Annotated in this window: 17 protein-coding genes; 10 read left to right on the top strand and 7 right to left on the bottom strand. The window is 54.0% G+C overall.

The genetic code is table 11. The features are described 5' to 3' along the window. Window positions 1-600: 600 nt before the first annotated feature. From G340_RS0105110 to G340_RS0105095, 4 genes are all read left to right on the top strand, one after another. Window positions 601-1,608 carry a LacI family DNA-binding transcriptional regulator gene (locus G340_RS0105110; protein WP_020072584.1) on the top strand — a complete coding sequence of 336 codons (1,008 nt, stop codon included), beginning with the start codon at window positions 601-603 and terminating at the stop codon, window positions 1,606-1,608. Window positions 1,609-1,709: 101 nt separating this feature from the next. Then, window positions 1,710-3,101, top strand: coding sequence for an ABC transporter substrate-binding protein (locus tag G340_RS0105105; protein WP_020072583.1), 1,392 nt, complete (start codon window positions 1,710-1,712; stop codon window positions 3,099-3,101). Window positions 3,102-3,219: 118 nt separating this feature from the next. After that, complete coding sequence (locus G340_RS0105100) at window positions 3,220-4,209, top strand: carbohydrate ABC transporter permease (RefSeq protein WP_020072582.1); 990 nt, start codon at window positions 3,220-3,222, stop codon at window positions 4,207-4,209. Next, complete coding sequence (locus G340_RS0105095) at window positions 4,206-5,069, top strand: carbohydrate ABC transporter permease (RefSeq protein ID WP_020072581.1); 864 nt, start codon at window positions 4,206-4,208, stop codon at window positions 5,067-5,069. Before G340_RS0105100 ends, G340_RS0105095 begins: the two co-directional genes overlap by 4 nt. 371 nt (window positions 5,070-5,440) lie before the next feature. On the opposite strand, the gene G340_RS0105090 is transcribed toward G340_RS0105095, so the two are convergent. Beyond that, complete coding sequence (locus G340_RS0105090) at window positions 5,441-7,528, bottom strand: glutamine synthetase III family protein (RefSeq protein ID WP_020072580.1); 2,088 nt, start codon at window positions 7,526-7,528, stop codon at window positions 5,441-5,443. A 637-nt stretch (window positions 7,529-8,165) separates the two neighbouring features. Between G340_RS0105090 and G340_RS0105080 the strand changes: the two genes are divergently transcribed. Continuing rightward, a complete protein-coding gene (locus tag G340_RS0105080) occupies window positions 8,166-9,557 on the top strand; it encodes an MATE family efflux transporter (protein WP_020072578.1) in 1,392 nt (463 codons plus the stop codon). 298 nt (window positions 9,558-9,855) lie between these two features. On the opposite strand, the gene G340_RS0105070 is transcribed toward G340_RS0105080, so the two are convergent. Continuing rightward, window positions 9,856-11,010, bottom strand: coding sequence for a cadherin-like beta sandwich domain-containing protein (locus G340_RS0105070; RefSeq protein WP_326522325.1), 1,155 nt, complete (start codon window positions 11,008-11,010; stop codon window positions 9,856-9,858). Between the two features lie 342 nt (window positions 11,011-11,352). Here G340_RS0105070 and G340_RS0105065 point away from each other — a divergent pair, with 342 nt between their 5' ends. Continuing rightward, complete coding sequence (locus G340_RS0105065) at window positions 11,353-11,895, top strand: glycosyl-4,4'-diaponeurosporenoate acyltransferase CrtO family protein (protein WP_020072575.1); 543 nt, start codon at window positions 11,353-11,355, stop codon at window positions 11,893-11,895. Between the two features lie 132 nt (window positions 11,896-12,027). On the opposite strand, the gene G340_RS0105060 is transcribed toward G340_RS0105065, so the two are convergent. The 3 genes from G340_RS0105060 to ygiD are packed head-to-tail and all read right to left on the bottom strand — an operon-like array spanning window position 12,028 to window position 13,982. Next, complete coding sequence (locus tag G340_RS0105060; protein WP_020072574.1) at window positions 12,028-12,561, bottom strand: HD domain-containing protein; 534 nt, start codon at window positions 12,559-12,561, stop codon at window positions 12,028-12,030. 44 nt (window positions 12,562-12,605) lie between these two features. Beyond that, window positions 12,606-13,157, bottom strand: a complete 552-nt coding sequence (locus G340_RS0105055) for an NADPH-dependent FMN reductase (protein WP_020072573.1) — start codon at window positions 13,155-13,157, stop codon at window positions 12,606-12,608. Between the two features lie 51 nt (window positions 13,158-13,208). Further along, window positions 13,209-13,982 carry a 4,5-DOPA-extradiol-dioxygenase gene (gene ygiD / locus G340_RS0105050; protein WP_020072572.1) on the bottom strand — a complete coding sequence of 258 codons (774 nt, stop codon included), beginning with the start codon at window positions 13,980-13,982 and terminating at the stop codon, window positions 13,209-13,211. Between the two features lie 280 nt (window positions 13,983-14,262). On the opposite strand from ygiD, the gene G340_RS0105045 reads away from it, so the two are divergent. The 4 genes from G340_RS0105045 to G340_RS0105030 all read left to right on the top strand — a co-directional run bounded on the left by G340_RS0105045 (window position 14,263) and on the right by G340_RS0105030 (window position 17,588). Next, entirely contained in the window at window positions 14,263-15,138 is an 876-nt protein-coding gene (locus tag G340_RS0105045) for an NAD(P)/FAD-dependent oxidoreductase (RefSeq protein WP_020072571.1), read from the top strand. Window positions 15,139-15,482: 344 nt separating this feature from the next. Continuing rightward, window positions 15,483-15,959, top strand: a complete 477-nt coding sequence (locus tag G340_RS0105040) for a desulfoferrodoxin family protein (protein WP_020072570.1) — start codon at window positions 15,483-15,485, stop codon at window positions 15,957-15,959. A 103-nt stretch (window positions 15,960-16,062) separates the two neighbouring features. Then, window positions 16,063-16,470: a hemerythrin family protein gene (locus G340_RS0105035; protein ID WP_020072569.1), complete on the top strand. Its 408-nt coding sequence runs from the start codon at window positions 16,063-16,065 to the stop codon at window positions 16,468-16,470. A gap of 575 nt (window positions 16,471-17,045) precedes the next feature. Beyond that, entirely contained in the window at window positions 17,046-17,588 is a 543-nt protein-coding gene (locus G340_RS0105030) for a GntR family transcriptional regulator (protein ID WP_326522324.1), read from the top strand. 274 nt (window positions 17,589-17,862) lie between these two features. On the opposite strand, the gene G340_RS17220 is transcribed toward G340_RS0105030, so the two are convergent. Next, the gene (locus G340_RS17220; protein ID WP_020072567.1) at window positions 17,863-18,411 is read right to left on the bottom strand and encodes a hypothetical protein; all 549 of its coding nucleotides are present in this window, start codon (window positions 18,409-18,411) and stop codon (window positions 17,863-17,865) included. 84 nt (window positions 18,412-18,495) lie between these two features. Continuing rightward, window positions 18,496-19,716 carry a BTAD domain-containing putative transcriptional regulator gene (locus G340_RS0105020; protein ID WP_020072566.1) on the bottom strand — a complete coding sequence of 407 codons (1,221 nt, stop codon included), beginning with the start codon at window positions 19,714-19,716 and terminating at the stop codon, window positions 18,496-18,498. Between the last annotated feature and the right edge of the window lie 101 nt (window positions 19,717-19,817).

Below are 19,817 nucleotides of genomic sequence, written 5' to 3'. Positions count from 1 at the left end.
CCGCGCGGCGCCGGTGTAGTCCGAGGTTGCTGCCGATAGCCAGTGAGCACCCGAAAGGTGCGCTGCGGAGATGCCCCCCGCAGCTGATAAACCGGGCGGTTTTCAAATGCATTGACGATTCAGTGCACTGCAATCGCCGTAACCTGCGGGGGAGGGTTTCCGTCGTCTGTTCGTCCAAAGTCTTGCTTTGGCCCGCAAAGGGAGGGGGCGCAATTAAATTACGAAATCGTTTAAGTATATGGATATTATAGGGCTGCCGCAAAGAAAAAGCAAGAGTAAATTAAGAAAGCAAGAAATATCTCATATTTTCAACAATTTTCTACCGAAGTCTTTTCCGATATAAACCATTCGTCACGAAAACGTATTCTGATTTTTGGGGTTTTTTAAACAATTTCATCAGAATAAGCACGGGGTTTCTAAAGTGTTAGCTACGCTATTTTCACTTTATTACAAAAAATAGAAAAATTTTTTTAAAAATCTATTGAAATAACGTCAATAAGGTGGTAATATAATTTCAGAAATCGATTAAGTAACCATTTGCCCCAGTTCTGAAAATCCTTTATAATGATCCCAGAATCTGAGGCGGAGGGATCCATAACTATGGTCACGATCAAAACTATTTCTGAAAAATGTGGTGTTTCCCGCGCAACGGTCAGCAAGGCGCTGAACGGACATAAGGATATCAGCCAGAGCACAGGCGAGTACATTCGGAGCGTCGCCCGCGAAATGGGGTATCTGCCCAATGCCGCGGCCCGTTCGCTCAAAACCAAAAGAACCAACAATCTGGGCGTTTTGTTCGTAGACAAAACCTGCAGCGGACTGACCCATGAGTACTTCTCCGCGGTGCTCGAAAGCTTTAAAGTGGAAGCGGAGCGTTTGGGGTACGACATCACCTTCATCAGCCGCAACATCGGCTCGGCCTCCATGAGCTACTACGAGCACTGCAAATACCGGGGGTGCGACGGCGTTGTGATCGCCAGTGTGGATTTCAGCGACGAAATGGTGATCGAGCTGGTGAAAAGCGAAATCCCCACAGTTACCATCGACCATGTGTTTAACGGCCGCACCGCCATTTTGTCAGACAATGTGCAGGGCATCCGCGACCTGGTGGAGTACGTTTACCGGTGCGGGCACCGGCGCATCGCGTACATTCACGGCGAGGACACGTCGGTCACTCAGAAGCGCCTCGCCAGCTTTTATCGCACGTGTGCGGAGCTCTCGATAGAGGTGCCGAACGAATATGTAAAGGCTGCGCTGTACCACGACCCCAAGTCCAGCGGGCTGGCCACACGGGAGCTGCTGGAGCTTTCAGAGCGGCCCACCTGCATTCTTTATCCGGATGATTTTTCCTTCATCGGCGGCATGAACGAGATCGAGCGCCACGGCCTGCATATTCCGGAGGATATCAGCGTGGCCGGGTACGACGGCATTTATCTTTCCCAGGTTCTGCGCCCCAGGCTTACCACCCTGCGGCAGGATACCGGCGTGCTGGGGCGTGAAGCCGCAGCGCGCCTTGTTGAGGCGATTGAACGCCCCAAGCTGGCCATCCCCCAGCAGGTGATGGTGGCGGGGCACCTGATTCCCGGCAGCTCGGTTCGGAAGGTGTAAAAAGGCTTTTGGCGGGTGCGGGGAATGCAGAACCCTCTTTTTGTGTCAGTTACCCTTTTTCAGAAAGGTTAAAACGCATTATTTTAAGGAGGAGCTATGTTATGAAATCATTCCAAAAAGCCACGGCTGCCCTGCTGGCATCTTTGATGCTGGTTTCTTCGGCGGGCTGCGGCAGCAACACCACACCCGCTTCGTCGGCAGCCCCGGCAGGGTCTTCCGCCCCGGCTGCGAATACGGATTCCGCCAAAACCCTTCGCATTTACGGGTGGAACACCGAGTTCCAGGATCGCTTCAACGCCTACTTTAAAGATGCCGGCAAGCTGCCGGAGGGCATGAACGTGGAGTGGGTCATCACCCCAAATGAAAACAATGCTTACCAGAACAAGCTGGATGCGGATTTGAAAGCACAGGATTCCGCAGCCGACAAGATCGATATTTTTCTGATTGAAGCGGACTACGCGCTCAAGTATGTCGATTCCGATTATACACTCGACGTGAAGGCCGATATTGGCCTGACAGACGAAGATTTGAAGGATCAGTACGAGTATACGAAGGATATTGCGACCGACAGCAACAAAAAGCTCAAAGCGGTTTCCTGGCAGGCCACTCCCGGCCTCTTCGCGTACCGCCGCTCGATCGCCAAGGACGTTTTGGGCAGCGATGACCCTGTAAAGGTGCAGCAGGCCCTGAGCGACTGGGATAAGTTCAACGCCGTTGCAAAGACTGCGCATGACAAGGGCTACAAGATGCTTTCCGGCTACGATGATTCCTATCGTACCTTTGCGAACAACATCACGTCTCCGTGGGTGGACGAGAACGATACGATTCACATTGACCCCATTATGATGAAATGGGTGGATCAGACCAAGGAATTTACCGATAAAGGCTACAACAACAAAACCTCACTGTGGGCTCCCGAGTGGGGCGCCGATCAGGGCCCGAAGGGCAAGGTGTTCGGCTTCTTCTACTCCACCTGGGGCATCAACTTTACACTGCTCAAAAACTCGCTGGCCGTTCCTGTGACGGAGGGAGGCAAAGCGGAAGTGGGCAACGGCGTTTACGGCGATTACGCGGTGTGCCAGGGCCCGGCAAACTACTACTGGGGCGGCAGCTGGATCTGCGGAGCCAAGGGCAGCGATAACGTCGATCTTGTGCGCGACGTGATGAAGACTCTGACCTGCGATGCAGCCACCATGAAGAAGATTACCCAGGATACGGAGGACTTTACCAACAACAAGACCGCAATGGGCGAGCTGGCGAAGAGCGATTACAAATCTGCGTTCCTGGGAGGCCAGAACCACATCGCTCTGTTTGCCGAGGCGGCTCCGAAAATCAACATGAAAAATATCTCCAAGTACGATCAGGGCATGACGGAGGAATTCCAGAAGGCGTTCAAGGATTACTTCGACGGCAATGTCTCGAAAGATCAGGCGCTGGATAACTTCTACAAGGCCATTATCGAAAAATACCCGAATCTCAAGCGTGCCTCTTGATTTTTCTCATACTCTTTTCCCTTCCAATCAGGCGTCCTCCCTTTCGGGGAGCGGAGATTTCCGCTCCCCGGGGCTGGGGGCCGGCGCTTCTACAATCCCCGATTTGAGGTGATACTCTATGTCCGGCACCACGCTGACAAAACCCGAGGCGTCTTCTGCGCGGCAATATCCTGTGCCAAACGGCGCGGGCAAGAAAACGAAGGGCGTAAGCTATTCCAAATGGGGATATTTTTTTATTGCCCCGTTCTTTCTGGCGTTTGCCGCCTTCTCGCTGATCCCGCTGATCTCTACTTGTTATAACAGCTTTTTTGAAAATTACTGGGTGGGTCTCACTCAGGTTGGCCCCCGGTTTGTGGGGCTGAAAAATTACGGCGCCCTTTTTTCCGACGGCGACCTGGCTACATACGCGGGCAACACCGCGATCATCTGGCTGATGGGCTTTTTGCCCCAGATCTTCTTTTCCCTGCTGCTGGCGGCCTGGTTTACCGACCTGCGCCTGCATCTGCGTGCCGCCGGATTCTTTAAAACAGTCATCTATCTGCCCAACCTGATTATGGCTGCGGCGTTTTCCATGCTGTTTTTCACCCTGTTTTCCGATTCCGGGCCGGTCAACAGCATTTTAATGTCCATGGGGATGGAATCTCCCTACCGATTTCTTGCGAATGTATGGAGCACCCGGGGGCTTGTGGCCCTGATGAACTTTCTCATGTGGTACGGCAACACCACCATCCTGCTCATGGCGGCGATTCTCGGCATAGACACGTCGCTGTTTGAGGCGGCCGAGATCGACGGGGCCACGGCGTTTGAGTCCTTTCGGAAGATCACTCTGCCGTTGATTCGCCCCATTCTCGTCTATGTGCTGATTACCTCGATGATCGGCGGGATTCAGATGTTTGACGTGCCGCAGATTCTGACCAACGGCAACGGCAATCCCAACCGCACGAGCATGACTCTGGTGATGTACCTGAACAAGCATTTATTCAGCGAAAACGTGGGGATGGCGGGCGCCGTTTCGGTGCTGCTGTTTGCGGTTTCCGCCGTGCTGAGCGTGATTGTGTACTTCAGCGTCCGGGAGAAAAAACAGCCGAAGGGAGGGGCTGCAAAGTGAAAGACAATGCCGCAAGAGAAAATCTGGGCGTGCTGCGCCTGCGGCGCGGCCTCGCGTACCTGATCCTGATTTTTCTGACCTTCCTTTCCCTGTTTGCGTTCTATATTCTTTTGATCAATGCCACGCGCTCTCATCCGGACATTCAAAAAGGCTTTTCCTTTTTGCCGGGCGGTTCGCTGGGGGCCAACTTTACAAACCTGATGCACAACGCGAACCTGCCGGTGCTGAGCGGGCTGATGAACAGCCTGCTGGTGGCGTCGCTTTCGGCGGTGTTTGCCACCTATTTTTCCACCATGACCGCGTTTGGGATCCACGCGTACCGGTTCCGGCTGAACCAGGCCGCGTTCTCTTTCATCCTGATGGTGATGATGGTGCCCACGCAGGTTACGGCTCTGGGCTTTGTCCGCCTGATGGCGAGCATGGGGTTCAAGGATTCGTTTATCCCGCTCACAGTTCCGGCAATCGCCTCGCCGATCGTGTTCTTCTTCATGATTCAGTACATGAAAAGCTCTTTGCCGCTGGAAGTGATCGAGGCCGCGCGGATCGACGGAGCAGGCGAGTTCTACGCCTTTAACCGCATTGTTCTCCCCATGATGAAGCCGGCAATCGCCGTGCAGGCGATTTTCACTTTCGTCAGCTCGTGGAACAATTACTTTCTGCCGGCGCTGATTCTCGATTCCAAAAAGAAGCTGACAATGCCGATCCTGATAGCGCAGCTGCGCAGCGCCGATTTTATGAAATTCGATATGGGGCAGGTTTATCTGCTGATTGCACTGGCGATTTTCCCAGTGATGATCGTGTATCTTTGTCTTTCCAAATTCATCGTGCGAGGCGTCGCGCTGGGCAGCGTAAAGGGTTAATTTGCTTTTCCTCCAAATATTAAATATGGCACCGGTGCTCCCCGTGCCGGTGCCAGAACAGGACGGTCTGCACAGCTTGCGCGGGTCGTCCTGTTCTTTGTCGCTTTCCCTAATCTGCCTATCAGCAGCTAAGGAAGCTACGAGTCTTTCTTCATTTTTGCAATTCCAAGCATTTTAATACCCTTTGGCATCCATGCATTGCCCGATTCTGAAAGCCGGAAATCAATACCGGCTTTTTCTTCTTACGCGAGAAAAGTTAGTTTTGGGCAGGCTGCAAAGCGAAAGACCTCCGAACGGAAATCCGTCCGGAGGTCACTTCGTTTTTTATGAGGTCGCAAGGCCCCGCGTATAAGGGGCAGACGGCAATCACATTATTTTACGCCGAACAGCAGCTCGCCGTAAGTGGGGAAGGGCCAGTAGGTTCTGCCCACCAGAAGCTCCATTTCGTCCGCGATTTCGCGGGCAGCTTCCATGCGGGACAGCACTTCTTCGCGGTAGTATCTGGCTTCCTTGAGGAAATCGTCGGATTCCTCCTTGTGATCTACGGCTTTCTGTAAGCTGTCGGTCGCTTCAAACAGCTTTACGGAAAGAGCGCTGAGCTTTTCGATCTGTGCCTTTTCCAGAGCGCAGTCGATTCCAAGGTTCTTCTTGTTGATCGCCTGTGCGCTCAGGTCGCCGGTGTAGGAGCTGACAGCCGGAAGAATATCCTTATGGATCATTTCGAGCATCGTCAGGGCTTCAATGTGAACCTGCTTGATGTATTTCTCCAGAATGATCTCATAGCGGGATTTCAGCTCGGTTTCCGTCAGCACACCCTGGCGCTCAAACAGCTCGATATTTTCCTTGCGGGGGTAGTAAGCCAATGCTTCCGGGGTGCTCTTCAGGTTCAGCAGACCGCGGCGCTCGGCTTCCTCAACCCACTCTGCGGAATAGTTGTTGCCGTTAAAGACAATCCTCTTGTGCTCCTTGAGTGTTTTGCGGATCAGGTCGGTCAGCGCATCGGGGAGGTTGTCGGCTTTCTCAAGCTCATCCGCGAAGCCGGCCAGCGCGTCTGCGATGATGGTGTTCAGCATAATGTTGATGCATGCGATCGAGCTGGAGGAACCCTGCATGCGGAATTCAAACTTATTGCCGGTGAACGCCATGGGGGAGGTGCGGTTACGGTCTGTGGAATCCTTGCGGATGGAGGGGAGGATATCCGCACCGATTTTCACAAACCGGCGGCCCTTGGCCTTATATTCGGTACCGTCTTCAATCGCGTTCAGAATATTTTCAAGTTCTTCGCCGATGAAGACGGAGACAATGGCGGGAGGTGCTTCGTTGCCGCCCAGGCGATGGTCGTTGCCGGCATCCGCCACGGCGATGCGCAGCAGATCCTGATGCTCGTCGACCGCCTTGATGATCGCCGTGAGGAACAGCAGGAACTGGGCGTTCTCAGTCGGGGAATCGCCGGGATCCAGCAAATTCATGCCGGTGTCGGTAGAGATGGAGTAGTTGTTGTGCTTGCCGCTGCCGTTGATGCGTGCAAACGGCTTTTCGTGCAGCAGGCAGGTCAGCCCGTGGCGGGCGGCAACCTTCTTCATCACTTCCATCGTCAGCTGGTTCTGGTCGGTGGCCTGGCTGCAGTGAGTGAAAATGGGAGCCATTTCATGCTGCGCCGGGGCAACCTCGTTGTGCTTTGTTTTGCTCAGGACGCCGAGCTTCCACAGCTCTTCATCCATCTCTTTCATGAAATCGCCAACCGTGGCCTTCAGCTCGCCGAAGTAATGGTCATCCAGCTCCTGGCCCTTGGGCGGCTTCGCGCCGAACAGGGTGCGGCCGGTATATACCAGGTCCTCTCTTTGCAGGAACTTTTCCTCGGGAACAAGAAAATACTCCTGCTCGGGGCCGACGGTAACGGTGGTGCTTTTTACATCGTTGTGGCCGAACAGCTTTAATACGCGGATCACCTGCTTATTCAAAGCGGAGACCGAGCGCAGCAGCGGCGCCTTTTTGTCCAGAGCTTCTCCGCCGTAAGAACAGAACACGGTAGGAATGTACAGTGAGCCGTCTCTGATGAACGCATCGGAGGTCGGGTCCCACGCGGTGTAGCCGCGGGCTTCAAAAGTGGCGCGAATGCCGCCGTTGGGGAAGCTGGACGCATCCGGCTCACCCTGAATAAGCTCTTTGCCGGAGAATTCCATAATCACCTTGCCGTCGCCTGTCGGGCTGATAAAGCCGTCGTGCTTGCCGGCGGTGATGCCCGTCATGGGCTGGAACCAATGGGTGAAGTGTGTTGCGCCTTTTTCTATCGCCCAGTTTTTCATGGCGTTCGCAACAACATTCGCCACTTGAGCGTCAAGAGGAATCCCCTCGTCTCTTGTTTTCTTTAATTCCTTATAAATATCCTTGGGTAACCTGTCTTTCATAACACTTTCGTTAAATACGAAGCTTCCAAAAATCTCCGGAATCTTACTCATACGGTTGCCTCCTTTTGGGTTAATAAACAAAAAAACGCTGCAGGTATCCTAAGTACCTACAGCGCCATTACTGTTTTTACATGAGTCATTATAACAAACGGATGACTGACTGTCAATGCTCCGCAACAAAAAAGTATTTGCATCAAAAGCGAAAAAAATACAGCATTCATTTGTTTTTTTGGTGGTTTACACGATTTCGCTCGCCGGCTTCGATTTGAGGGTCGGATGACCGGGCCGTTGAATCATTCGTAGCCAGCTTATGCGGGAGGAAGAAAAAAGTTTCCGGCTGCCGAAAAGCGGCTAGCGTGAAAAAAAGCACCCGGCAGTTTGTTTCGTCATATGCAACAAGAGTGCGCTCTCCTTTTTGGCATTTGCGGCTCGCTCCGCACCGTTTTCAGCGGCCTGGCCGGCTTCATCCGATCACTTTGTAGGTTGTTTTTCGGTAAAGAATGGTTTACATTCCTGTAAAATTCCTCTACAATAAAACTATTCGTATCATCGGGTGCCGAAATCGTACGGATCTTCCACAGGGCAGGCTGGTGAAAGAAAGGCATTGCTCTTTTGCTGCTCCGTGGGCAAGTCGGTGTCAGGCTCCCCTAAAATGTGATTGTTGCTGAATGCAGAAAGACGGATGCGCATGAAAATACCCTTTTTAAATACGAGCGCCAGTGAAAGACGCGATATGATTTTGTGCGGCGGCATTTCCAAAACGCTGATGCTGCTCGCGGTGCCTTCGCTGATGATGGGTCTGGTGCAGTCTATGATGCCGCTGTCGGACGGACTGTTCATCAATAATATTGCGGGGCCGTACGTGGCCAGCGCGGTTACATACTGTGTGCCGATCCTCAATATGGTCGTCGCGCTGTCGCAGGGGCTTGGCTCGGCGGGCATGGCGGTAATCGGCCAGGCAAACGGGCGCGGTGATCTCGCGCAGGGGAAGAAGATCTCCTCTCAGCTGATTCTGCTGGCGTTTTTGCTCGGCATTGTCTCTATTCCGGTGATGATTCTTCTGGCGTTCCCAATCTCGGCAATTGTCACGAAGGAAATATCGGATATTGTGTGGCTGTATCTCGTGCTCAACGCGTTTGCGATGCCGTTCTATTTTATGGAGGCGGTTTATAACGCCGTCAAGAACGCCGCCGGCCAGCCCGAGGCGACATTTGTGCGGATGCTTCTGCTTCTGCTTCTGAAAATCCTTTTTAACTTCCTCTTTATTTATCTGTTCCCGCTCGGCATCGTCGGCTGCGTGCTGTCTTCGGTGCTGTCCAACGTGATTGTGTGCGTGATGATGTTTTACGAGCTTTTTGTTCGGGAGTCGGAGGATAAACTCGAGTGGCCGGGCATTCATCTCGACCACGCAATTGCCATGGATCTGCTGAGAATCGGCCTGCCGACGATGCTGTCGAGCGTGATGATGAACCTGGGCTTTTATCTGATCAACAACGAGGTGCAGAAATACGGCGCTATTGTGCTGAACGGCCAGGGCATTGCCAGCAACATCACAAGCATCTGTTTTGCGATGACGGGTGCGTTCGGCCCGACTGTGACGACGATGGTCAGCATGAATATGGGCGCGGGGAAGAAGGATCGCGCCCGCCGCAGCATGTGGGTTGGCTGCGCGTTCAGCGCGCTGACCGCCGCGGTGCTGATCGCGATGATCGTTCCCCTCGTCGGCCCGCTCACCAGCCTGTTCACCCGCAATCAGGAGGTGCTCGACATGGCCCGCACCTCTCTGTACATCTACATTTATTCCGTGATCGGCTTCGGCGTCTGCATGGTGCAGCAGGGTGCGTTTATCGGCTTGGGGCGCACGCGCATCCCGCTGGTCATCAGCATCCTGCGCATCTGGCTTCTGCGCTACCTGTTTATTCTGGCTACGGAGAAATACCTCGGCGTGCTTTCGGTATTCTGGGGCAACCTGTTTTCAAACCTCACGGCGGCCCTGATCATCACGCTGATGGTGCTGCGCATGCCGTGGGAATCGGTTCTGCCGAACCGCCCCCCCGTACCGCAGGAGGAGAGGGAATGAGTGCCGGCTGATTTTTTAAATAATAAATTTTTATGAAAAGCCCCGCGCCCCCTCAAAGCGCGAACGGTCGGCATTCTGCTCACATACAAAAGCCGCCCTGCCCCACAAGAATAACGTGGAGCAGGGCGGCTTTTTCAAAGGCAATTTTGCCGTTCCGCCGCATCGCCTCTGCAAAACTTTTTGATTGCCGGAACCGGGTGATCTGTCCTTCATACAAGGATGCCGTTTGCCGATACCTCCGCATCAAGACCTGCCGAACGGATGCCCCGTAAAGCGGGGGCATCCGGTTTGCGGCCGGTCAGCGCTTTCCTCTGCTGTTCCAGGCGTTCCAGGCCGTCAGTGCGGTCAGCACCATGACGCAGCAGGCCAGAATCCAAATCGGCAGGTTATCCGCCTGCCCGCCGACGATGTACAGGTTTCTTGTGCCGCCCGCCGGCACGGCCTCCGGCCCAGCCGTTGTTTCTGAATATACTGGGGAGGGGGAGGAGGCGCCCTTCTGCGAAGCTTTTGAAGAGGACTTGGAGGAAGCGGATTTGGTGGAGGCGGATTTGGAAGAACTGCCGCCGGAGCTCTTGAAAGTGCCGCTGCCGCCGTTTTTCTGCGCGGAGGAGGGCTTTTCCGCAATGTGCGTTCCGGCGCTTCCTTTTTCCGGGGAGGATGGCGCGGGCCGGGCACTTTCCTCCGGTTCCGCGGAGTCCGGCGGTTCGGCGCGGTTCACGCGGATCAGGTACTGCGACTTGCTCTTTTTGTTCTCCGCGGTCACGGTCACAACGATTTCGGTCGTTTCCCCAGCCCGCTGCAGCGACTGTCGGTTCACGCGCACGGATCCGCCGTCCGCCGCGTCCGCCTGAAATTTTACGGAGCTGACATTCGAGCCGACCCGCAGCTCGTATTCGGCGATATCGGGAGAAAAATCGGGGCGCAGCCTGCCGGTGGAAGGCACCAGCTTCGACAGGCTCGCATCCTGCGACAAAGCGGGCCGAATGGAAAAGGAGAGCTGCGTTTCTTCGTCGTACTGCGGCAGCAGGCGCTCTGCCCAGTCGGCAGTTTGGTCAATCTGAACCGAAATTCCGGCGGAGCCGGGGTCGGCTTCCTCCGGTACGGCAAAAATGAAAGCGACGCACACGCCGTTCAGCCTGGGTGCAGAAAGACCGTCGCAGGCGTACACGCCGGTCACGCTCTCGCCGTCGTCGTAAAACTGAAACGAGCCGCTTTGCAGCTGATCTGAGGTTTCCGTGCGCAAAAAATGCAGCCGTGCGCTGTCGTACTCCAGCCGTGTGCGAAACGCGGCTGGCAGGTCGCCCTGCGCCAGTACGCCGGAATTTGCCGAAAGCTCCACGCGCACGGTTTCGCCGGGAAAAACGGATGTGGCGGAAAGGGCTGCCGAAAAATATTCTGCCGCCGCTGCGGCGGCATGGCAGGGATAACCCATCAGAACAGCGCATACAATCATAAGAAGCAGGCATCGTGTTTTCATTGGGAACGCCCTTTCGATTCCGGGAAATGTGGAAAGAACCCGTTTTTCTTATAGTACCACACCGCGCCGCAAGGCCGCAATAGAGGGAGAGAAAGCACGGAAGAAACGTTTCGTTCATATTTTGTTAACATTATTATTGTATAAAAGACTATGATAATAGTATCCTCTCGGCGTAAGCGAAAGCGCAGATTTGAGCGACTGAGAGCTCGGAGTCACCGGCCGCCGCTTCCAGAAATACAGGTGGAATTCCCGGAAGCCGGTTCAGTGATGGTCACTTAACGAAAAGCACTTGCTGCTCTGTTTGAAGAAGGAATGGTTATGTTTAAGAATGCTACTCTGACTCACGCGATCGTATGGAATGTTATGATGATCACCATGTGGCATTGTGTGGTGTTTTTTGCCTGCGTAAAGCTACCGAAGCAGACGTTTGACCCCTCGAAGAACCGTTACCAGGCGTTCCGCTGGGAGCAAAACGGCCGGTGGTACCGCACTTATCTAAAAATTCAGTTATGGAAAGACAGCGTTCCCCAGTATATTGGAAAAGACGGCTTCTCGAAAAAGCATTTGACGCACGTCTCCCCGGAATATCTCGACGAGTTTATGCTCGAAACCTGCCGTGGGGAATGGATGCACCTGAAAAACTGCATCTGCGTGGTTGTGGTGATCCTCGTCAATTCCTCGTGGGTGATGGGTCTTGTTTTCTCCGGGCTGATTTTTCTTGGGAATCTGCCGTTTGTGTGCATTCAGCGCTACAACCGGTTTCGCCTGCAGACGCTGCGTGAAATCCTCATGAAGGAGCAGGCGCGGGCCCGCCGGTTGGAAACCCGCAGCAAAGAAACCGCTCTGCGCACGCTTTCCTGAAAATGACGATGCGAACGGAAAAAACCACCCGGCGTGCCCTTTTGGGGGGCCGGGTGGCTTGGCGAATAACGTATCCTTTAGAAAAAGCAGGCGGGGCCCGACTGGCCCCGCCTGCTTTTGTCGTCTGCCCGTTCAGGATATTCCGGAGGAACGGCAGAAAAGGGTCTCCCACAGGGAGCAGCATTTGTCTGCCGCGCAGACAACCGCGGATTCGCGGAATCTGGGGCAGCTGCCGAGCGTGAGGGGCCACATGTGCTTTTCAATAATATCGCGTTCCCGCTCAGTGAGCGGGAACAGGCGCTCGGCATTTTTCAACGCCGTTTTGGGGTGCGTAAAGCCGTGCAGCCCGGGGCGATCCGGCGCCTTATCATGCCAGTCGTACAGAAAAAAGTCGTGCAGCAGCGCGCCGCGCACCAGGCTGTTCCAATCGGCGCGCAGCCCCAGCCTGCGGCAAATCCAGAAGCTCAGCTCGGCGACCGCCACGCTGTGCTCCAGGCAGCTGACCGAGCCGTGCTGAATAAATCGCTCCATCTGGAGCACCTGCGGGTGATCGAGAAGCTGGCGCGCGTACCGTTCAAACTGCTTCCGTTCCTGCGGCGTCAGTGACACGCGCAGACTGCGCGCTCCCCGGGGGGAGCGCGGCAGCTGACCGCGGCGGCTTTTCATAGGTTGTTCTCTTCGTTCGGATTGCATGGGATGCCTCGCCCGGATTATTTCTCCGCTCTGGCCAGATCGACCAGCGCGTTTACAAGGGCGGACAGATATTTTTTCGTATTCTCGTCCTGCAGGTTGCCGTCGGCATCAAACTTCTCCCGCGCGAAAGAGATAAAGACCTCCGGCTGGTTTAAAAGCTTCAGGTTCAGAACCACGGCCACCTGGCGCAGATGATACTGTGCGCGGGCGCCGCCCAGCGCGCTGCTGGAAACGCTGAAGAGCGCCGCGGGCTTGCCGGAAAGCGGCCTCGTAGCGTCGCGGGACGCCCAGTCCAACGCGTTTTTCAGCACGGGGGGAATGGAATAGTTGTATTCGGGCGTCGCGATCAGAAGAGCGTCGGCCCCGGCAATCTTTTTCTTAAACTCCGTCACAGAGACCGGCAGCTCACCGCCCTCCAAATCCTGGTTGAAAAAGGGAATCTCGGAAAGATCCAGAATCTCAAGCTCGGCGCCCTGCGGCAGCAGCTCCCCGGCCGCGCGCAGCGCGCCGCGGTTGTAAGAGCCCTTGCGCAGGCTTCCGGTAAATCCTACAATTTTAATGGTGTCCATAAATATATTTGCTCCTTTCACTTTCAGCACGGCTCACAGGGCCGCCCACGTTTACGGCTGGAACAGGTAGCTGGTCATAGACAGCGAACCCATCAGACAATCGTCGTTGAAAACAGTCAGCCGATCCGCCTCGTTCGACGCCCCCAAAGCATACAGCAGGGGGTAGAAGTGGTCGGGCATGGGGAACGCCATTTTGGCGCAGGAACCGGCTTTTTTGTAATCCACCACATCGGGGAATTCTTTCTTCTCGATTTTGTCCCGAATATAGCCGTCAAATTCCTCGGCCCACGAAAATCCACTCTCTGTTCCCCACTGGATTTTCGCCAGATTATGCACGACGTTTCCGCTGCCGATGATCATAACTCCCTCGTCCCGCAGGGCAGACAGCTCCCGCCCCATCTCAAAATGCGCCTGTGCGTCGGTAGTGCCGTCCACACTCAGCTGAACCACGGGGATGTTGGCCTCCGGGAACAGGCGGCACAGCACGGACCACGCGCCATGGTCGATTCCCCAGCTGTTGTCCGTCTGCACGGGAACAGAGAGCAGCTCCTGCGCGCGGCCTGCCAATTCCGGCGAGCCGGGCGAGGGGTATTGCACCCGGTACAGCTCCTCCGGAAAGCCGTACATATCGTACACCAGCCGCGGCGTTTTGGTATCCATGATTCTGGTTCCGTGGGTGTACCAGTGTGCCGAAATCATCAGGATGGCCCGCGGGCGCGCCAGCTGACGGCCGATTTCCTGCCACTTTTTCGTATGTTTGTTGTTTTCCACCGCGTTCATCGGGGAGCCATGTCCCACAAACAGCGCAGGCATTCGTTTCGGCATAAGAATCCTCCTTACAGACGCTGGAATTATGTTTTGCTTGTAAACCAAACAGCAGAATTTTCCTGCCACAAATTTATTATATACCGATTCCGGAAAGAAAACCACTGTGATTCCGACAGTTTTTCAAGGCTTCGCATACGGTGGTTTGATGGTTTCTATTGAGAAAATGAGATTTGTAACTTGATCACGATACTTTTCTTTTGGAAAATGATATACTATACTATAATAATTAGAATAAAATTCCATTGAACATCGAAATCGGAAAAGGAGAGGCTCAATCATGGCAAACATCGTGATCGTCGGCAGAGGCCCCGCTGGTATCTCGGCCGCTCTTTATACCCTGCGCGCCGGAATGGCAACGACAATTATCGGCAAGGACAACGGGACGCTTGAAAAGGTGGAGAAGATCGAGAATTACTACGGATTCCCCGAACCGATCACCGGAGCCGAGCTGGTACAGACCGGGCTGCAGCAGGCCAAACGCCTGGGCGCCCAGATGGTGGAGGATGAAGTGGTGGGCATTTCGTATGACGGGCGTCTGGTGGTCAAAACCACGCGCGGCGAATACCCTGCGGACGCGCTCATCCTCGCGACGGGCTCCACCCGTTCCACACCGCGCATCCGCGGCCTGCGGGAGCTGGAGGGTCATGGCGTGAGCTACTGTGCCGTATGCGACGGCTTTTTCTACCGTAACAAAGAGGTAGTGGTTCTGGGCAACGGCGACTACGCCATCCACGAAGCGCTCGAGCTGCTGCATACCTCAAAATCCGTTACGGTTCTCACCAACGGCAAGAAGATGCTTGCTTCTGTGCCGGAGGGCATCGGGCTGTGCACCAAGGGGATTGAGTCGCTCGACGGCGACCAGGTTCTGAGCGGCGTGCGCTTTGAGGACGGCACCTCTCTGCCCGCCGAGGGCGCGTTCGTGGCCGTTGGCGTGGCCGGCAGTACCGATCTTGCCCGCAAGCTTGGGGCGGAGGTGGAAAACAACAAAATTGTCGTCGATGAGAATATGGCGACGAATATTCCGGGGCTTTATGCGGCCGGGGACTGCACGGGGGGCCTGCTTCAGGTTTCCAAGGCCGTCTACGAGGGCGCAAAGGCCGGGACGGAAGCGGCTAAATTCCTGCGTTCCATGGCCAAAACGGCAAAAGCATAAAACCGCCATGCCGATATTCGGCCTTGGCCCGCTCGCCGGCCTGCTTGTCAGGTCGGCTTTTTTGCGCCTTCCACGGCGTTCCGGTTTTCTGCCGGATGAAGCGGAAATGGCGATGGGAAAATACTGTAGAAAAATCTCATAAAACAATAACGATTATTATTTATTTCCTCAAATCGGCGGAAACCCCTTGCGTTTTGGTCGAAAAAGCGATAAGATGAAATTGAAATTTCTGGCAAGAGATCTCATTCGTCAGTCAAACAGAACGGCTGCAATTTGTCCTGCGGCGGCTGTCGCGGCTTTGGGGCGGAGCGGCTGTGTCCAAACTTGAAAAGGGAGTGGAAAATATGAAATCTGCTGTTTTTTATCAGTGTAAACATTGCGGGAATCTGGTCGCGCTCATCGGCTTTGGGGGCGGCACATTAACCTGCTGCGGGGACCCGATGGTACAGCTGCAGGCCAATGTGACCGACGCCGCGCACGAAAAGCATGTGCCGGTGGCCCGTGAGGAGAACGGCCGCCTGATTGTTGAGGTCGGCTCTGTGGAGCACCCGATGACCGCCGAGCACTATATCGAGTGGATTGCGTTGGAAGACGGCGACCGGCTGGAAATCGTCAAGCTGCACCCGGGCGACAAGCCGAGGGCAGAATTTGCGTATCATCCGGGCGAGGTTCACGAAGAAATCTTCGCGGGCAAAAATGATGAGATCGTGCCCAACTGTGAGGGGAATCCCTGCAATTTTGTGTACCGCGAGGGAGAGGCTACTCACGCGGTGGTTTACGCCTACTGCAATCTGCACGGCTTGTGGAAAGCGGAGCTGTAAAACGGGCTCGTCGTTTGCATATGGCTTTCAAAGAAACGGAATACCGGGCCGCAGCGGGTGCCAATGAGCGCCCGCTGCGCCGGAATATAGAGGAGTGCTAGAAATGGCTTATACGTTGACAAGTGATCTGATGACCAATAACAGCATGATCGATACGCAGCACAAGCAGCTGTTTGACGCGATCAACGCATTATTAGAAGCCTGCTCCAAGGGGCAGGGGCGTGCGGAGATCGGCAAAACGCTCGATTTTCTGAGCAAATATGTGGACAATCATTTCTCCGACGAAGAAAAGCTGCAGCGCCAGTATGCGTACCCGGAGTACGAGAAGCACCACAAATTCCATGAGGAATACAAAAAGATCATTCGCGACCTTCAGCAGGAGCTGGGCCAGAATGGGGCAAACATAGCGCTGGTGGCCAAGGTCAATACCGCAATCGGCGGCTGGCTGGTCAACCACATCAAGCGCGAAGATTTGAAGATGGCGAAGTACATCCGCGAGCACCAGAAGTAACAGGACGCTGACCGTGTGCATTCCTCCAGTCAGGGCGTTTCCAAGAATCGCAGTTGTTCGGCAACGCCGCCGGGCGAGGAACGATCTCTTGTAAATGCCCTGAGTGGAGGATTTGTTCTATCAGGAATCCATTTCAAAACGGAAAGCTTTGGAAGCGAATGCGAAACCGCCGGCGATGCCGTCCGTTCGCGCCGGATCGGTTTGCCGCAATATGATAAGTGTTGTACGCATGGATTCCGCTTTTGCGACGCATAGAAAAGGCTGACCGTGGGCTGTTTTGGGTTTTCCCAGAATTCACCATAACCTTTTTGTTATAGTTAAATATAAAAATAGTTATACAAAAATAAAAAATGTAACTATTATATAATAAAAATTGACTTTTTGTCGAAAAACAATTAGTATAATAATACACACAGGCTCAAATTCCCCTGCCCCTTAATTTATTTCTAATAAGGTAAGTGAGGGCAAACATGCAATTGGAAAACCGAAACGATTCAGCGTATACTCTTGTCAAGAAGTACATCATTTATGAATGCTGTAATCCCGGGGAGGCGATCAGTGAAGCAAAAATACGAATGAAATATCCCACTTTCAGCCAAAAAGCCATCCGCGACGCGTTTCTTCTGCTGGAAAGCGAAACCCTGATCACGAGGCAATTCCGCAAGGGCTACCGAATCGCCCACATTTCGCCCAAACGCCTGCAGGATATTTACGAAATCCGTCAAATTTTGGAGCCTTACGCGCTGAAAAAGGGTATGCAGAATATTGACCGCAGCTGGCTGCTGGAGACACGTAAAAAATTCGTAACGATCTGTTCCTCTCCTGTTCAGGAGAGCAGGAAGATTGTCGAGCTTGACAACGAGGTTCATATGGTGCTGATCACCTGCCTGAACAATCAGTATGCGGCAAAGCTGCTGTCTAACAGCCTGGATTATTTGACTCTGGTTCGGATGTACATGCTTGAGCAGAACCGAAAATACAGACCGCGCCATCAGGAGCATACCGATATCATCGACGCGATTCTGAAAAATGACCGACAGAAGGCGGTGCAGCTGATGAACGAGCATCTCGAAGAATCCTACCAGCAGGTGCTCAGGCGGGTGCTGTCCATCCTGTAGCAAAAGCATCCGCCGCAGGCGAACCCTCTCCTTTCTGCGGGGCTGCAACGCATCGCCGGGAGAGTGCGGAGAAACGGAACAGCACCTCAGCTGCAGGCGGCAGGGCAAAGAAAAAGGGGCTTGCCGCCTGAATTTCGCAGACAAAAGGTCCTTTCGGCTACTCAACCGAAGAGCAGTCTCACTTTTGGGGATCAATTTATTTTTACAAACACATATCCCCCCGCTGAAGGCGGGGGGATATGTGTTTGTGCGTATCAAAATGATCCGTTTGAATTCAGTGGCAGGGTGCGCCGCTGTCGGCGGAGGGCTCGTCGTCCCAGGGGGAGGACAAGGCTCCCTCCAGCGCACTGGTCATCAGCAGCAGCAGTTCGAGCGTACTTTGAAAGGGACGAACCTGGTTGGTGTCCGTTCGCTGCAGCGTGCCCTGCCAGGTGGAATTTTGCCGCATGGACACCTGCACAATAAAGGTCGTGCTGCCTTCGGGCTGCTCCTGCAGGTTCCATTCTCCGGAGGTGGTTAAAAGCTCGCGGGGGTCTTGCGAGGGGTGCTTCACGGGGGATTCCTCCCTTGACCGTCTGTTGTTGGTTCTTTTGGAAAATTTGCGAAGCCGCGTGGTGGACTGTGGAATTTCTTTGGAATCCATCCATTGGTTCAGCAGCTTTAAAAACTCGAGTTCACTCGAAAAAGGAGCGCTCTTTTTGTAGTATGGGCTGTAAAAAGCTCCCTGCATTTCGCGGTTGCGGTAAGAGTCGATGCGAATGAAATTTACCTCGTAACGGTTGATTCCGTTTGGCGCAGAAACCAGTTCCTGCAATCGATTCATTTAATGTTTTTCCCTTCCCGGCCAAAAAAAGAACCCGGTGGCGCGCCGCTGCGTAAAGCGCGGCGCGATCATACGGAAAAAAGACTATTTTTCAAGCGGTTCTATCGGCCGCAGCGTAAAAATGATTTTCAGGTCTTTCTTTTTATAGGAGGTTTCAAATTTACGCGTAATGCGCTGCATAATGCCCTCTGCGTTTTCCAGATTCGTCAGGGGCAGCATCAGGATAAACTGAGATGAACTGTACGCGGCCACGGCGTCGCCCTTGCGCAGATTATGCACAATCACCTCTCGAAACAGGTTTACGGCGGATACCGCTTCCGAGCCGTTTACGATCATTCCGTTGTCATCCATCAGCGTCATCAGCGCCACGATGATGGATTGACCCGTTCGAGTCAGGCTCCGGGCCTGAATTCGATACAGATTTTTAAAGATCTCGTAATCACAGTAATATGCCCCGGCATTGTCAGCCTCTTCGCGCAGGCTCTCTTTAATCACAGAGAGATCCAGCTCCGCCTTGTGAACCGTCTTTGTAATCTGGCGGTACAGGTCGCGAAGATTCTTTGAGATGTTCACACCGAGCTCCCGGTAAAACAGTTCGGTAACATAGTGATAATGGGCCAGAGCCTTGCTGTTCTGGCCGGTGCGCAAATACGAGCCGGTCAGATATTTGTGCAGGGATTCGTCGAAGGGAACCAGAGCGGTTGCAGATTCGCACAGAGCGATCATCTCCGTGTACTCCTGCGCTTCTTCGAGCAGCAGACAAAGGCTGCGCACACTTTGCAGGTAAAGACCGGTCAACTCCTCCCGGCGGGCAATCACCCACGAGGAGTAGCTGGAATTCGGCAGAAAATCCCCCCGATACTGTGTAATCGCCTGCTGGTACAGGGCAATTTGCCGCGCCGCTTTCTGCCCGGGCAGTCCGGCCAAAGCAGAAAGGCGGCGAAACTCCTCCTCATCCACCACACAGTGCAGCTCGGGATTCCACAGATACGAACCCTGCGAATAGATGATAAATTCAGTTTCATCGTCATGAAGCCCTTTTCTGAGCAGATCTCTGGCGCGGTAAACCAAGTTCTTCAGGGCATTCATCGGGTCTGCGCTTGAGCGGGAATCCGCCCACAGAGCCTGAATCAGCTGTTCAATTCTGGGGCCGGCATTGCGGTTGGCAATCAAATACTCGATCAAAAGCCACACCTGCTTCGGCTTCCCGCTCGACTGCGTCAGAACATGTTCCCCGCGCTGTATACTGAATTTACCCAACGTATGTATCCGTATCGTTTCGCTTTCGGGTTTTGTTTGTGCCACAGAGTCTGTAACCTCCTCCAAATGCGGTAAGGAGCTTGATTTAGCTTATGTATCAGTATAACATGCGGAACGACAATTGGCAAGAAACAGGCAGGCCGGTA

The organism is Faecalispora sporosphaeroides DSM 1294 (genome assembly GCA_000383295.1).
In the GTDB taxonomy this organism is placed as follows: Bacteria; Bacillota; Clostridia; order Oscillospirales; family Acutalibacteraceae; genus Faecalispora; species Faecalispora sporosphaeroides.
Note: the sequence above shows the minus strand (reverse complement) of the source record. Positions and strands in the feature narration are given on the sequence as shown.

What these genes read in the sequence shown, in the direction of transcription:
- G340_RS0105070 (WP_326522325.1), bottom strand. Translation starts at nt 11,010, where the DNA reads ATGATTGTATGCGCTGTTCTGATGGGTTATCCCTGCCATGCCGCCGCA.
- G340_RS0105040 (WP_020072570.1), top strand. Translation starts at nt 15,483, where the DNA reads ATGAAATCTGCTGTTTTTTATCAGTGTAAACATTGCGGGAATCTGGTC.
- G340_RS0105090 (WP_020072580.1), bottom strand. Translation starts at nt 7,528, where the DNA reads ATGAGTAAGATTCCGGAGATTTTTGGAAGCTTCGTATTTAACGAAAGT.
- G340_RS0105045 (WP_020072571.1), top strand. Translation starts at nt 14,263, where the DNA reads ATGGCAAACATCGTGATCGTCGGCAGAGGCCCCGCTGGTATCTCGGCC.
- ygiD (WP_020072572.1), bottom strand. Translation starts at nt 13,982, where the DNA reads ATGCCGAAACGAATGCCTGCGCTGTTTGTGGGACATGGCTCCCCGATG.
- G340_RS0105035 (WP_020072569.1), top strand. Translation starts at nt 16,063, where the DNA reads ATGGCTTATACGTTGACAAGTGATCTGATGACCAATAACAGCATGATC.
- G340_RS0105100 (WP_020072582.1), top strand. Translation starts at nt 3,220, where the DNA reads ATGTCCGGCACCACGCTGACAAAACCCGAGGCGTCTTCTGCGCGGCAA.
- G340_RS0105110 (WP_020072584.1), top strand. Translation starts at nt 601, where the DNA reads ATGGTCACGATCAAAACTATTTCTGAAAAATGTGGTGTTTCCCGCGCA.
- G340_RS0105030 (WP_326522324.1), top strand. Translation starts at nt 17,046, where the DNA reads ATGAAATATCCCACTTTCAGCCAAAAAGCCATCCGCGACGCGTTTCTT.
- G340_RS0105065 (WP_020072575.1), top strand. Translation starts at nt 11,353, where the DNA reads ATGTTTAAGAATGCTACTCTGACTCACGCGATCGTATGGAATGTTATG.
- G340_RS17220 (WP_020072567.1), bottom strand. Translation starts at nt 18,411, where the DNA reads ATGAATCGATTGCAGGAACTGGTTTCTGCGCCAAACGGAATCAACCGT.
- G340_RS0105055 (WP_020072573.1), bottom strand. Translation starts at nt 13,157, where the DNA reads ATGGACACCATTAAAATTGTAGGATTTACCGGAAGCCTGCGCAAGGGC.
- G340_RS0105080 (WP_020072578.1), top strand. Translation starts at nt 8,166, where the DNA reads ATGAAAATACCCTTTTTAAATACGAGCGCCAGTGAAAGACGCGATATG.
- G340_RS0105060 (WP_020072574.1), bottom strand. Translation starts at nt 12,561, where the DNA reads ATGAAAAGCCGCCGCGGTCAGCTGCCGCGCTCCCCCCGGGGAGCGCGC.
- G340_RS0105105 (WP_020072583.1), top strand. Translation starts at nt 1,710, where the DNA reads ATGAAATCATTCCAAAAAGCCACGGCTGCCCTGCTGGCATCTTTGATG.